We start from the raw sequence: 13,595 nt of genomic DNA, 5'->3' as shown, positions 1-13,595 counted from the left end.
GCGGGATTCTGTGCTCATCGATCAAGAGCCGTATTGGTTTGCAGCTCCTGCACCCAAGCCTCGTCAAACAGCGAATCACGTCGGGTCTCGAGCTTCTGCTGGTTCCGGCGATGGGTCTTCTCGGGGGAGACAGCAGCAGTGCCATGCCCAAGGTGGACGATGCGCGGCATCATGGTACGCACTGGAACAACTTTGGTCGGGCACCCCTTGTCCCAGAGCTGGGCGGAAATCGAGTAGCCACCACTCTGGTCGTAGAAACCCTTTTTGCCCTCAACACTGCGGAAAGTGAGCCCCTCGTCCAGCAGAATCTGGCGGCGATACATCGCACAGAAGTCCTTGGGATAGTGACCCTGCTTCCACACGTAGCGCTTCTTGCGCAGCCCAAGAGCGTACTTGATGTTGCTACGGATCACGTGAAAGACACGCTTCTGGAACTCATAGACAGGGTTCTTCAGCTCCAGCTTCCATGTGCCCACACCACCAAGACGGGGATCATCTCCCATCGCCTTGAGGTATTCGTCCAGCCAGTCCTCGCGCTTTACAAACAGGTCCGTATGCATCGTAACCAGAAACTCGCCTGTGGCCTCTTTCAACGCGATATCGTGCGAGGTCCAGACGTTGTGCGGGAAATTGAACAGCCCCTCTTCCGGTCGCTCGATCAAGCGGATCCATTCCAGCGAACGCAGGTACTCCAGGCTTTCGTCTTTCGAACCATTGTCGATGACGATGACCTCCACATCCTTGCCGCGCGTGTTCTTGCGGATCGAACGCAGGCACGGCTGCAGCAGAGGCAGGACCTGCCAGTGAGGAATCGAGATGCTGATACGACCGGGAACAATGGTATGGCTCGACATAAACTACTCCGGATAGGCTGCGCACAAGCGCCCACATCAGGGGACATGGCAGGTCAGGCGCGCATGCTACCATGCGGCCAGTATCGCGTCCCTGATCCTGGGACGGATCCGGACGTCTGTTATCATGCGCACCATCTCGGCTTACTGACCCGGCTTGCGCTCCGCTTGCCCAGGTGCGCCGCACATCAATGCAGTGTCGCCAAGCCTAGCACCTAGCCTGCCAAGGAACCCAGATGGGCGCCCGCTCGATCGACCAGAACCCGAACCACCCGACCGCTGGCGAGTCCTGGCACCTTTACAAACGCATCTTTGCGTTCATCAAGCCCTACTGGCGCCTGGGCGTCCTGGCGATCACAGCGATGATCCTGGCCGCCGCCGGTCAGGCCGCGTTCGCCTGGATTATCCAGCCACTCGTTGACGGCACCTTTATCGAGCAAGACGCCGGCGCTCGCCTGTGGGTACCGGCTGCCCTGATCGGGATTTTCCTCTTTCACGGCTTGACCACCTTCGCTTCGGATTACAGCGTCGCCTGGATCGGGCGCAAGGTAGTGAAAGACATCCGCCAAGCGGTGTTCGAACATTATCTCCGATTGCCATCTTCGTTTTTCGACCGGCACTCCCCCGGCACCCTGCTGGCCAAGCTCACGTACAACGTGACGCAGATCAGTTCGGCCGCATCCAAGGCCATCGTCGTCCTGATTCGGGACAGCTTCACCGTCTTGTTTCTTCTGGCCTACATGACCTACCTCAGCGGTTGGCTCGTGCTCATCGTCTTCACCGTGGCGCCTATCGTCGGCCTGGTAATTACGGGCGCCAACCACAAATTCCGGAAGATCAGCCGCCGCATGCAGCAGTCAACCGGGGATTACGCGCAAATCGCTGAAGACGGGATTCGAGGCCAGACGGAGGTCAAGATCTTCGGCGCGATGGACTATGAAGCCCGACGCTTTGGTGATACCAACGAGCGGTTTCACCGCCAGGCCATGCGCCATAAGGCCGTACAGGCCGCCGCCCAGCCGTTATCGCAATTCGGAGCCATCATTGCCCTGGCCCTCATCGTCTACCTCGCAACCATGGACTTGGTACTCGAGACGATTTCGCCTGGAGGGATGGTCTCGTTTGTCGTCGCCATGCTCCTGCTGCTACCCCCACTCAAGCGCATCGTGGGCGTCAATGCCGAGATCCAGAAAGCACTGGCCGCAGGCGAGAGTGTATTCGAGGTCCTGGACACCCCTCCGGAGGCAGATAACGGCAAGCGCCCCCTGCACCGCGCCACGGGGCTGATCGAATTCGATCACGTAGGGTTCCAGTACCCGACGAGCCACCAACGAGTACTCCAGGATATCAACCTGGTCATCCAACCAGGCCAGACCGTTGCCCTAGTAGGCCGCTCAGGCAGCGGCAAGACGACGCTGGCTCGGCTCTTGCCCCGCTTCTACGAGATCGACGAAGGTGAAATCCGCCTGGACGGACACCCAATTCAGGAATACCGCCTTCAGGATCTCCGTTCCCAAATAGCCGTCGTCAGCCAGCACGTGGTCCTGTTCAACGACACACTGGCACACAACATCGCCTATGGGATGAAGGAACCACCCTCGGAAGACCAGCTCCGAGAAGCGGCGCGAGCGGCCAATGCGCTCGATTTCATCGACAAGCTCCCGAATGGCTTTGACACGGTCGTTGGCGAGAACGGCATCATGCTGTCCGGCGGGCAACGCCAGCGTGTCGCCATTGCGCGAGCGCTCCTCAAAAACGCACCCATTCTGATCCTTGACGAGGCCACGTCGGCGCTGGACTCCGAGTCGGAGCAAAAGATCCAGCTCGCACTGGAGACTCTGATGCGCGATCGCACCACTCTTGTGATCGCTCACCGCCTCTCGACTATTGAAGATGCCGATTGCATCGTGGTGGTAGATTCCGGGCGCATCACCGAAGCCGGCACCCACGCCGAGCTTCTGGGCCGCAATGGTGCATACGCTGCATTGCACAAGGTCCAGTTCGAAGACGGAAAAGAGGGGCCCCGGTGAAGAAACATCAGCGCGGAACGTCACCTGATCCCTGCGACACACCAAGGGCCCGGATGCCCCTGATATACTGAGCGGCTCTGCCATCAACTCCCACTTGATGCCATCCCCGTGAGCGCTCACCTGGCACTTTTTTCCAACTGGGGCCACAGGCTCGGCGTAGGCCTGCTATGGCTTATCGCTCGTCTGCCCGCGCCGCTCGTGCTGCGTCTGGGCGAGACGCTCGGGCCTGTTACCTATATTTTGGCCCGCCAGCGACGACTGATCATCCGCCGCAACCTCGAACTGTGCTTCCCTGAACTGGAGGCCCGCGAACGCGAGGCCCTGGTACGCTCCAACTTCCGTTATACCGGTCGCGGCTTTGCCGAACTGGCGCTGGCATGGTTCGGCGGACCACGTGTAGACAACATCCCGCTGCGCGTCCGCGGACTGGAGCATCTGGAGGAGGCACAGGCCGACGGGTCGCCTGTAATCCTGCTCTCGGGTCATTTCACGCCAATCGAGATCGCCGGCCGCCTGCTGAGTCGGCAAATCGACATGGCCGTGATCTACAAGCCCATGGATCGCCGGCCCCAGGCGGATGCCACCATGCGGCAGGGAAGGGCCAGGATCGGGCCCGTACTGTCCAAAGATGACCTGCGCGGCATCGTGCGCACCCTTCGTGATGGTCGACCCGTTTGGTACGCGGGCGATCAGAACTATCGCAGCCGACAGAACGTCTTTGCTCCGTTCTTCGGCATCCCGGCCGCCACCGTGACCGGACTCCCGCGTCTTGCGCGAATGAGCAAGGCACGTGTCGTGCCGCTTTTCTATCACGCCCTGCCCGGACACGAGGGCTACGAAGTGGTGCTCGGGCCGAAGCTGGAGAACTATCCCTCCGGAGACGATGAGGCGGACGCCGCACGTATGAACCAGATTATCGAGCAGGCCGTACGCGAACACCCGGAGCAGTACTTTTGGGCACACCGCCGTTTCAAGAGCCAACCGGACCCCGAGGTAGACATGTACCCCGGCGTCAAGGATCACCGCCGAGCCCGTCGCTCCGGGCGCCGCAAGTCTCACAAGTGAGCCGCAGCGACCATGCCCCGCGTACTACCCCTGACCAGCCCGCCCGAGTCCCTGTGCATCCTGCGCTTCTCGGCGCTGGGCGACGTGACTCACATGACACCGGTGGTCCGCACCCTGCAACACGAATGGCCGGACACCCGGCTGACTTGGGTCGTCGGGCGCGCTGAGCACGCTCTGGTAGGTGATATCCCGGATGTGGAGTTTCGGATCTTCGACAAGACGGCCGGCTGGGCCGGTTACCGCGAACTCTGGCGGCAACTGCGCGGCGAGCGCTTCGACGTGCTGCTGCACAACCAGTTCGCCATGCGCGCCAATATCGCCAGCCTGGGCATTCGGGCTGACCTGCGCCTGGGCTATGACCGCGCCCGTTCGCGCGATCTGCATGGTCTGTTCATCAACGCGCGCATCCCGCCGCACCCCGGTCAGCATGTAATCGACATTTATTTCAGCTTCATCGAGACACTGGGGATCCGCCGTCGCCACATGGTCTGGGACATTCCCGTACCGGAGGACGCCACAGCGCGCGCCCGCGACGAGATTCCCGACGACACCCCGACGCTGGTGATCAGCCCCTGCTCCAGTCACCCCCTGCGCAACTGGACCGCCGAGGGCTGCGCGCAGGTGGCCGACCACGCGTTTCGAACACACGGCCTGCAGGTACTGATTACCGGGGGGCCTTCCGAACTGGAGCGCCAAATGGGCGAGGCCACCCTGAAGCACAGCCGGTTCTCTCACCGGAGCCTGGTCGGGGCCACATCGATCAAGGAGATGCTGGCCATCCTCGGCCGCGCGACCGCCGTGGTCAGCCCGGATTCGGGCCCAGCCCACATGGCGAACGCGATGGGTACCCCAGTGATCGGCCTGTACGCCTGCACCAACCCGGGCCGTGCACGCCCCTACTACAGCGGACAGTGGTGCGTGGATCGTTACGATGAGGCCGCCCGACGGGAACTGGGCAAACCGGCCAGCGCGATCCGCTGGGGCACCAAGATCGAGCGACCCGGTGTAATGGAGCTGATCCGGCCCGAAGACGCAATCGAACGACTGGATGCATTGATGGCAGCGGGCGCGCCCCGCGCCCGGCCGCCGATGGCCGCGGCTCAGTCGCCCGAGGACGCGCCCGCCTCATAACCGGCACGCAGGGCCACAAAGCAGGCACCGGTGTAGACCCAGCGGCTGCGAATCCGCAGGCGCTTCTCCAGGTCGCGGCGCAGCCGCTGCAGATTGGCCTCGCGCCAGTCCGGGTCCGTTCCGGCTCGATGCCGCCCACGATCCCAGTCGATGACGCTGACCCGTCCATCCGAGGCGATTAGGATGTTGCGGCTGTTCAAGTCCGGATGCCAGTGCCCGGCATCGTGGAAGCGCCGGATGCAGGCGCCCACCGCCCGCCACGTGGTATCCGAAACCCCGGCCTCGCCAAGGTTCTCATCCAGTGAACGCGCCCCCGGTACCCGCACCGTAATCAGATCGGCCGCATACAGCGGCCCGGAACGCACCACGCGCCCGGCCACCGGGCGCGGCACAGGCAGTCCTTCATCATACAGCCGGGCCGTGTAGCTCCACTCGCGCCAGGGACGGGTCTCGGCAAGACCCTGCCACAGGTAACGATCGCCCAGAATGCGCGCAACAGTCCCGCCACGCATGTAGTGGCGCAGCACCCATTGCTCGTCGGGATCGAAAGGGCTGCGGAAGAACGCCACACTGCCACGGCCACCGCCGCGGCCCGTCACCAGACCTCGACGCTCCAGCTCGCCGAAATCGAACCACCAGGATTCCGGGACGGCGGGCAGGGCCGCGTCATGCAGCACGCGGACCCGCCCGCGACGCCAGTGGCGGGCTTCCACGCTCAGGCAGCCCGGCCGGCGGCCTCCAGCACCCCCCAGGGGGAACGCTCGGGCATATGACAGGCCTCAGGGCGCACGTAGAAGGTGGCCACCAGCGCGTGCTGGCCGGACAGCGCCGCATGACTGACCTGGTCGGTCAGCACGCACCAGCTGGAATACGGCTCGAAGCTCAGTTCCGTACCACGTCCCGGGGCATTCTGGAACTCGTCGCTGTCCTTCATCCAGTTGTGCATGCGCCGCATCGCGCGATCGTAGGGCGAGGTATCACCGACCACTTCGAGCTGCGGAAGGTTAAGGGCCGACAGTGCACGCAGACTGCCCGTCCATGCGCGCTCCGCCAGCCCCTGGCGCAAGCGCGGTGGAGGGGCAATGCCGGCGGCGGCGCCGAACTGGCGATAGAGTTCGCCGAACTCCTCGGCCACCCGCCAGATGCGCGCCTCTTCCGGGTTGATGTTGGTAAAGAAGCGCAACGGCCTCCATCCGTGAGTGGCCCCGGCCGGGAAGGCGTCCACATGCAAAAGTTCGTTGTTGGAGTGCCGCTTGATCACCCGGCCCTTCTCCTGCACCGGACGGAAGTTGATCTTGCGCGGGCTCCAGCCGCTGGTGAATCCCGGTAGCAGATGCCCCAGGAAGCCCTCCACCCGCTGGCCGTACTCGCGCAGGATACGGCGCACGCGCGCGCCTGCGTCGCCCTCATTCTTCAGGCCGCTGATAAAGTCTCCATGCGGGTGATAGCTGATGTTCTTCAGACTGAGCAGCCGCCCGACCTCGTCGCGCAGAAAGGCCAGGTCCTGCTCATCCGGCAGCGGCAGGCGTCCCGGCTCGAACAACAACACGTGCCCCTCCTCCAGCGAGCGCTCCAGGCGATCACCGGGGGTTTCATACTCGTCCGCGCGAACGCGATGCAGGGGCTGGCCACTCATGCTACTTCTCCGGAATCAATCGGCCTGATCGGCCGCGACCGCATCGAGGTAGGCGTGCACACCGTCCTCGATATCGTGAAATTCCAGGTCGCAGCCGGCCGCACGCAGCTGCGACAGATCGGCCTGGGTATAGCTCTGGTAGCGGCCCTTCAGGTGATCCGGGAACGGGATGTACTCGATCTCGCCGCGGCCGAACCAGTCGATCGTCGCACGCGCCATGTCGTTGAAGGTCCGCGCGCGACCGGTCCCGCAATTGTAGATCCCGTTGACCTCCGGATGTTCCAGCAACCACAGCTTCAGGTTCACGCAGTCACGCACATCAACGAAGTCGCGGCGCTGTTCGCCATCGGCGTAACCATCACAGCCCTCGAACAGCCGGACCGTATTGCCCTCGCGCAGCTGGTTGCTGAAGTGATGGATCACGCTCGCCATCCCGCCCTTGTAGCCCTCGCGCGGGCCGTAGACATTGAAATAGCGCAGCCCCACCACCTGGGCGGTCAGCTGATCCATGTGCCGGCGCAAATACTGGTCGAATGCGAGCTTGGAATAACCGTATGCATTCAGCGGGCGCTCGTGAGTCGGGTCCTCGCGGAAGGTGTCGTTACCGCCGTACACCGCGGCCGACGAGGCATAAATAAACGGGATACGTCGATCCTGGCACCAGTGGAACAGCTCGCGGGTGTAGGCGAAGTTGTTACGCATGATGTAGCGCCCGTCCCACTCGGTCGTCGCCGAACAGGCGCCCATGTGGAACACAGCCTCCACTGGCCCCAGGTGGGCATCGCCATCGACCAGGTCGCGGAAATCTTCCTTGTCGTGATAGTCGGCGATGATGCAGTCGGTCAGGTTCAGCGCCTTCTGCCCATGGGTCAGGTTGTCGACCACAATGATGTCGGTGCGACCCCGACGGTTGAGCTCCTTGACCAGATTGCTGCCGATGAATCCGGCACCGCCGGTAACAATAATCACGGGGACAACTCCTGAAAAAAGCTGGGGATGCGCCGCATTGTACGCGGCGCACGAAAGACGGGGAAAGCGTGGTGAGGGACGCCGGGTGTCAGGGCTCCGAGGGCTTGCGCATGCGTTCGATCATCGACGAGGTCGAGCAACCATCGAGGAAGTCGAGGATCTCCACGCGTCCGCCGTGTGCCACCACCGCATCGTGCCCGGCGATGTCCTTCGGGCGGTAGTCCCCGCCCTTCACCAGCCGATCGGGAAGGACCTCTCCGATCAGGCGCGCCGGGGTGTCTTCGGAGAACGGCACGACCCAGTCCACCGAGGCGAGCCCGGCGAGGACCGCCATGCGCTGCTCGACGGGGTTCACCGGACGCCCCTCTCCCTTCAGGCGGCGTACCGAGTCATCGTCGTTGACCGCCACAATCAGGCGGTCGCCCAGACTGCGAGCACGCTCCAGATAGGCGACATGCCCGGCATGCAGCAGGTCGAAACAGCCGTTGGTCATCACGATGCGTTCACCATGTACGCGAGCATCCGCCACGGCGTGCAGCAGCTCATCCTCGGTCAGCACCCCACGCCCGGTCTGCTCCTGATCCTGCAGGGCACGGCGCAGTTCCGCTACGCTGACTGTCGCGGTACCCAGCTTGGCCACCACGATACCGGCAGCAATATTGGCCAGGGCCATCGCCTGAGGCAGTTCCAGGCCGGTTGCCAGTCCGGCCGCCAGCGTCGCAATCACGGTATCGCCGGCCCCCGTTACATCGAACACCTCCCGTGCCCGGGCCCCCAGATGCACTGGCACGGCGCCCGGACGAATCAGGCTCATGCCGTCTTCGCCCCGCGTCACCAGCAGCCCTTCGATCCCACAGTCCCGGGCAAGTGCCTCGCCTCGCGCGACCAGTTCGGTCTCGTCGGCGCAGCGCCCCACCACCGCCTCGAATTCGGTCAGATTGGGGGTGATCAGCGTCGCCCCACTATAGAGCGAGAAATCACGGCCCTTGGGGTCGACCAGCACGGGGACTCTGGCGGCGCGGGCGGCCTGGATCAGGGGTTGGGGGTCGCGCAGCGCGCCCTTGGCGTAGTCGGACAGGACGACGGCGCCGCAGTTGGCCAGCAGGGGCTCGACCTGTGGCAGCAGGTCGGCGGCGCGGGTGCCGGGGAAACCGTCCTCGAAGTCGAGGCGGATCAGCTGCTGGTGGCGGCTGATCACGCGCAGTTTGGTGATGGTGGCCGCCCCGGGCTGGCGGCGGAAGTGGCAGGCCACTCCCGCGCCCTCGAGCAGACCGGACAGTTCGGCCGCGGCCTCGTCCTCGCCGGTCACACCGACCAGATCGGCATGACCACCCAGGGCGGCAAGGTTCAGTGCGACGTTGCCGGCCCCGCCCGGACGCTGCTCGATCTCGCTCACGTGGACCACCGGGACCGGGGCCTCGGGCGAGATACGATCGGTGCCGCCGTGCCAGTAGCGATCCAGCATCAGGTCGCCGACCACCAGCACACGGGCCTGATCAAACGGGGGCAGGGAGAGCTTCATCGGATGCGTGCGCGGGAACGCCCGGGGCGGGCACGATTCACCCCGGCGCAGATGCCAGGGCGCGGGCCCACGATGATCAGGCGTCGTCCTTCAGGATGAACTGGGTGCCACAGTAGGGGCACTGGTAGCGGCCGTCCGGGGTCTCGTCGATCGGCAGGTAGACGCGCGGGTGCGAGGCCCATAGCGCCATCTTCGGCGTCGGGCAGTGCAGCGGCAGGTCTTTCTTGGTGACCGTGATCTCCGGCTGCGCGTTCGCGGTCTCGTACTGGTCCTGGTGATGAGCGGTATCGGGATTGACCATGGTTTTCGTCTCGCGTGTCAGAGGTAGGTCAGCCAGCCGTCGTGCTGACGGTCGCGGCCCTGTACGACATCAAAATAGCGCGATTGCAGGCGTTCGGTAATCGGCCCGCGGGTGCCGGAGCCGATCGGCCGGTCGTCGACCTCGCGGATCGGGGTCACCTCGGCGGCGGTCCCGGTAAAGAAGGCCTCGTCGGCAATGTAGACCTCGTCCCGAGTGATGCGCTTCTCCACCACGCGCAGGCCTTCCTCCTCGGCCAGCGCGATCACCGTGCGGCGGGTAATGCCGTCCAGCGCGGAGGTCAGGTCCGGGGTGACCAGCACGCCATCGCGCACCAGGAAGATGTTCTCGCCACTGCCCTCGGCCACGTAGCCCTCGGTATCCAGCAGCATGGCCTCGTCGTAGCCGCAGCGGGTCGCCTCCTGCAGGGCCAGCATCGAGTTCATGTAGTTGCCGTTGGCCTTGGCCTTGCACATGGTCACATTCACGTGGTGCCGGCTGTAGGACGAGGTGCGGATGCGGATGCCCTTCTCCATGCCCTCGTCGCCCAGATAGGCGCCCCAGTGCCAGGCCGCGACCATCGCGTGCACATTGAGGTTGTCCGCGCGCAGACCCATGCCCTCGGAGCCGAGAAAGCACATCGGGCGCAGGTAGGCGCTCTCCAGGCCGTTGTCGCGGACCGAGGCGATCTGCGCGTCGTTCAGCTCGTCGGCCGAGTACGGGATGGTCATGCCGAGGATCTTGGCGGAGTTGAACAGGCGCCGGGTGTGGTCCTGCAGGCGAAAGATCGCCGGGCCGCGCTCGGTCTTGTAGGCGCGCACGCCCTCGAACACGCCCATGCCGTAATGCAGGGTGTGGGTCAGCACGTGGGTCTGCGCCTCGCGCCAGGGCACCATCTGCCCGTCCAGCCAGATCACCCCGTCGCGGTCGGCCATCGACATGTCTTGTATCCCTCTAGGCGTTCTTGTTGGCGACCGGATCCGGCGCGCCGAACAGGTCATTCCAGGTTTCGATTATGCGGTCGCGCACCGCCAGCAGCTCGTCGTCCGGCTCCTCGACCCGGGCCTCCCGGCCCGCCAGCGTCAGGCGATGGATGCGGTTGCGCAAATCCCGATAGGCATCCGCCAGCACCTCGCTCAGGTCCTCGCCGATCACGCCCTCGCGCCCGAGGGTCTCCAGCGTGCGGATCTTGTCCGGCCAGTTGCAGACGGCGGGATGGTCGTGGGCGGATACCAAAACCCAGTATTGAACCATGAATTCGATATCAGTGATACCGCCCCGATCGCGCTTGAGATGGAAGCCCTGGCCCTTTTTCGAGGCGTGCTCGGCCAGCATGCGCTGGCGCATCTCGACGACCTCCGCCCGCAGGGCATCGGTGTCGCGTTCGCGGGTCAGCACCTCGCGGCGCAGGGCATCGAACCGCTTGCCCAGCTCAGGATCACCGGCGACGAAGCGGGCGCGCACCAGTGCCTGATGTTCCCAGGTCCAGGCGGATTCGTCCTGATAACGCCGGAAGGCCTGCAGCCCGCTGACCAGCAGACCGGAGGTGCCGCTCGGGCGCAGCCGCGTATCCACCTCGTACAGCCTGCCGGCCGCGGTAAAGGCCCCCAGCAGATGGACCACGCGCTGCGCGACCCGGGCAAAGAACTCGGTGTTGTCGATCACCTTCGGCCCGGCGGTCTGCGCGTCCTCGCCCTCGGAATCATGCAGGAATACGACGTCCAGATCGGAGCCATATCCGAGCTCGAAGCCGCCCAGCTTGCCGTAGCCGATCACCGCGAAGCGCGCCGGGCGCAGGTCGTCGCCCTCGCCGCAGCGCGGCGCGCCGTGACGCTCGACCAGCTTGTCCCAGGCGAGCTTGAGCACACGCTCGAGCATCACCTCCGCCAGCCAGGTCAGGTGGTCGGAGACCTTCATCAACGGCAGAAAGCCCATGATGTCGGCCGCCGCCACGCGCAGCGTCTGCACCTGCTTGAACTGGCGCAGGCGGTCCAGCATCTGCTCGTGGTCCTCACCCGGGAACTGCGCGAGCTCCGCCTCCAGTTCCTCGCGCATCCCGTCCCGGTCCGGCGGGGCATACAGGGCACGCGGGTCGAGCAACTCGTCCAGCAGGACGGGGAAGCGCGTCAGCTGCTCGCTGATCCAGGGGCTGGCCGCGACCAGCTTGACCAGCTGCGACAGCGCCAGCGGATTCTCGACCAGCAGCGACAGATACACCGAGCGGCGGGCGATGGTACGTACCATCTGAAGGGCGCGGGGCAGCACTGCGTCCGGGGCATCCATCTCGGCCAGGGCCCCGATCAGCAGCGGCATCAGACGATCCAGCCGTTGGCGTCCCGTGGTGCTCATCGCGCGCACGCCGGGGCTCTCGCGCAAATCCACGAGCCCCTCCAGGGCCGCTCCGGGGTCGTCGAAGCCGAGGGAGGACAAGGCCTCCCGTGCCACATCGTCATCCAGCGAGCCTTGCCACAGGCGATGCAACTGCTGTTCGCGGTCCGCCTCGGGCGAGCTGTCCATGGACTCGGCATCGTCGCGCTGCGGGGCGGTAAACACCTGTTCGAAGTGCGCATGCACCCGGCGCTGCTCGCGCACCAGCGCCGCCTCGAAGGTCACCTCGCTGTCGAATCCCAGCGACAGGGCCAGGCGGGTCCGGTCGCCGGCAGAGCGCGGCAGACGGTGGGTCTGCTGATCGTTGAGCATCTGCAGGCGGTTTTCGACCCGGCGCAGAAAGCGATAACTGCGCTCCAGTTGGTCGACCGCGTAGCCCGGCAGCAGGTCGCGCGCTCGCAGCACCTCCATCACGCCCAGCAGGTCTCGCCGTTGGAGGGCCTGGTCGCGCCCGCCGCGAATCAACTGGAACGACTGGGCGATGAACTCGATCTCGCGGATCCCGCCCTCGCCATGCTTGACGTCCTCGTAGCGCCCCCGCCGGGCGGACTCGTCGTTGATCATCTGCTTGAGTTCGCGCAGGTTCGCGAGCGTGCCGTAGTCCAGATAGCGGCGGTAGATGAACGGACGCAGACGCTTCATCAGCGCATCCCCCGCGGCCGCATCGCCCGCCAGCGGACGCGCCTTGATCAGGGCGTAGCGCTCCCACTCGCGGCCATGCGCCTGGTAGTAGTCCTCCATCGCATCGAAGTGCATTACCAGCGGGCCCGAGTCGCCGAACGGGCGCAGGCGCATGTCCACGCGATAGCAAAAACCGTCGGCGGTCACCTCGGACAGCGCCGCGATCAGGGCACGCCCCAGCTTCTGAAAGTACGCACCGTTATCCAGGACCCGCTCGCCATCAGTCTCGCCGGACTGGGCGTAGGCGAAGATCAGGTCGATATCGGAGGAAAAATTCAGCTCACCACCACCGAGCTTCCCGAGCCCCAGCACGACCAGCGACTGAGGTGCGCCGTCGGCCCCACGCGGCTGCCCGTGGCGACCCTGGTAGTGGCGGTCGAGCCAGTCCAGCGCGCCCTGGATCAGGCCCTGGGCAAGCCGACTGAGGTCGTGCATGACCTCGTCCAGGTCCGCGCGCCCCTCCAGGTCCCGCCAGGCGATGCGGATCATCTCGCGATGACGAACCTCGCGCAGCGCCTGCTTCAGCGGCCCTTCGCCTTCGGCCTTCTCCAGCGCGGCACGCAGCATCGCGGCAAAGGCGTCGTCATCCCGCGCGGGCACCCGCCCCTTGTCATCCAGGGTGTCGAGCAGATAGTCCGGATGCCGACCCACCGTCTGGGCGAGGTAATGGCTGAAGGCCAGCGGGCTGGCCGACTGACCCGACAGGCTGCCGGGCCAGTCGGCCTTTTCGCCAAGGTCCTGCAATAGGTGCTCGACCTCCTCGTCCAGGAAGGGGGGCAGGGCTTCGGGGGTATCAGGCAGGGGCTTGTCCATGGGCCAAGCTTAGGGAAACACTGATCAATTTACACGCTCGCGCTCGAGTCGCTTTTGCGTGCGAACAAGGCGCGGCGACTGCCGTGCAGTCACTCTGCACAAGGGAGCCGCAACGCCGTTCCCACGCAACAGCGGCCGAGCCCCGTGGGGTTGGCACCCCAGGTTCCCCGATCCTGCGTTGCGCCGCTTGCGGGTAGAACCACTACCCGCT

At 65.0% G+C, this 13,595-nt stretch carries 11 protein-coding genes; 3 read left to right on the top strand and 8 right to left on the bottom strand.

The annotated features are described in order from the left end of the window. Positions 1 to 14 precede the first annotated feature (14 nt). Complete coding sequence (locus F468_RS0102425; RefSeq protein WP_018994568.1) at positions 15 to 854, bottom strand: glycosyltransferase; 840 nt, start codon at positions 852 to 854, stop codon at positions 15 to 17. Between the two features lie 233 nt (positions 855 to 1,087). Here F468_RS0102425 and msbA point away from each other — a divergent pair, with 233 nt between their 5' ends. From msbA to F468_RS0102410, 3 genes are all read left to right on the top strand, one after another. Further along, positions 1,088 to 2,881, top strand: coding sequence for a lipid A export permease/ATP-binding protein MsbA (msbA, locus tag F468_RS0102420; RefSeq protein ID WP_018994567.1), 1,794 nt, complete (start codon positions 1,088 to 1,090; stop codon positions 2,879 to 2,881). A 102-nt stretch (positions 2,882 to 2,983) separates the two neighbouring features. Continuing rightward, positions 2,984 to 3,946: a lipid A biosynthesis acyltransferase gene (locus F468_RS0102415; protein ID WP_026296409.1), complete on the top strand. Its 963-nt coding sequence runs from the start codon at positions 2,984 to 2,986 to the stop codon at positions 3,944 to 3,946. Positions 3,947 to 3,958: 12 nt separating this feature from the next. Then, the gene (locus F468_RS0102410) at positions 3,959 to 5,077 is read left to right on the top strand and encodes a glycosyltransferase family 9 protein (RefSeq protein WP_018994566.1); all 1,119 of its coding nucleotides are present in this window, start codon (positions 3,959 to 3,961) and stop codon (positions 5,075 to 5,077) included. Here F468_RS0102410 and F468_RS0102405 read toward each other — a convergent pair. The 7 genes from F468_RS0102405 to glnE form a co-directional block, all read right to left on the bottom strand. Further along, on the bottom strand, positions 5,047 to 5,790 hold the full coding sequence (locus F468_RS0102405) for a 3-deoxy-D-manno-octulosonic acid kinase (protein WP_018994565.1): 744 nt from the start codon (positions 5,788 to 5,790) through the stop codon (positions 5,047 to 5,049). The genes F468_RS0102410 and F468_RS0102405 overlap by 31 nt on opposite strands. A gap of 2 nt (positions 5,791 to 5,792) precedes the next feature. Further along, on the bottom strand, positions 5,793 to 6,713 hold the full coding sequence (locus tag F468_RS0102400; protein ID WP_018994564.1) for a Kdo hydroxylase family protein: 921 nt from the start codon (positions 6,711 to 6,713) through the stop codon (positions 5,793 to 5,795). Between the two features lie 15 nt (positions 6,714 to 6,728). Continuing rightward, complete coding sequence (rfaD, locus tag F468_RS0102395; protein WP_018993476.1) at positions 6,729 to 7,682, bottom strand: ADP-glyceromanno-heptose 6-epimerase; 954 nt, start codon at positions 7,680 to 7,682, stop codon at positions 6,729 to 6,731. An 88-nt stretch (positions 7,683 to 7,770) separates the two neighbouring features. Continuing rightward, on the bottom strand, positions 7,771 to 9,204 hold the full coding sequence (gene hldE, locus F468_RS0102390) for a bifunctional D-glycero-beta-D-manno-heptose-7-phosphate kinase/D-glycero-beta-D-manno-heptose 1-phosphate adenylyltransferase HldE (RefSeq protein WP_018994563.1): 1,434 nt from the start codon (positions 9,202 to 9,204) through the stop codon (positions 7,771 to 7,773). 76 nt (positions 9,205 to 9,280) lie between these two features. Beyond that, positions 9,281 to 9,505, bottom strand: a complete 225-nt coding sequence (locus F468_RS0102385) for a zinc-finger domain-containing protein (RefSeq protein ID WP_018137983.1) — start codon at positions 9,503 to 9,505, stop codon at positions 9,281 to 9,283. A gap of 17 nt (positions 9,506 to 9,522) precedes the next feature. Continuing rightward, a complete protein-coding gene (locus tag F468_RS0102380; protein ID WP_018175314.1) occupies positions 9,523 to 10,443 on the bottom strand; it encodes a branched-chain amino acid transaminase in 921 nt (306 codons plus the stop codon). Positions 10,444 to 10,456: 13 nt separating this feature from the next. Further along, on the bottom strand, positions 10,457 to 13,384 hold the full coding sequence (gene glnE, locus F468_RS0102375; RefSeq protein ID WP_018994562.1) for a bifunctional [glutamate--ammonia ligase]-adenylyl-L-tyrosine phosphorylase/[glutamate--ammonia-ligase] adenylyltransferase: 2,928 nt from the start codon (positions 13,382 to 13,384) through the stop codon (positions 10,457 to 10,459). Between the last annotated feature and the right edge of the window lie 211 nt (positions 13,385 to 13,595).

The organism is Thioalkalivibrio sp. ALJ2, from assembly GCF_000378325.1.
Taxonomy (GTDB): Bacteria; Pseudomonadota; Gammaproteobacteria; order Ectothiorhodospirales; family Ectothiorhodospiraceae; genus Thioalkalivibrio.
The sequence above is the reverse complement of the archived record's forward strand: the minus strand, read 5'-3'. Positions and strand labels throughout refer to the sequence as shown.

What these genes read in the sequence shown, in the direction of transcription:
- F468_RS0102425 (WP_018994568.1), bottom strand. Translation starts at nt 854, where the DNA reads ATGTCGAGCCATACCATTGTTCCCGGTCGTATCAGCATCTCGATTCCT.
- glnE (WP_018994562.1), bottom strand. Translation starts at nt 13,384, where the DNA reads ATGGACAAGCCCCTGCCTGATACCCCCGAAGCCCTGCCCCCCTTCCTG.
- msbA (WP_018994567.1), top strand. Translation starts at nt 1,088, where the DNA reads ATGGGCGCCCGCTCGATCGACCAGAACCCGAACCACCCGACCGCTGGC.
- F468_RS0102410 (WP_018994566.1), top strand. Translation starts at nt 3,959, where the DNA reads ATGCCCCGCGTACTACCCCTGACCAGCCCGCCCGAGTCCCTGTGCATC.
- F468_RS0102385 (WP_018137983.1), bottom strand. Translation starts at nt 9,505, where the DNA reads ATGGTCAATCCCGATACCGCTCATCACCAGGACCAGTACGAGACCGCG.
- hldE (WP_018994563.1), bottom strand. Translation starts at nt 9,204, where the DNA reads ATGAAGCTCTCCCTGCCCCCGTTTGATCAGGCCCGTGTGCTGGTGGTC.
- F468_RS0102380 (WP_018175314.1), bottom strand. Translation starts at nt 10,443, where the DNA reads ATGTCGATGGCCGACCGCGACGGGGTGATCTGGCTGGACGGGCAGATG.
- F468_RS0102400 (WP_018994564.1), bottom strand. Translation starts at nt 6,713, where the DNA reads ATGAGTGGCCAGCCCCTGCATCGCGTTCGCGCGGACGAGTATGAAACC.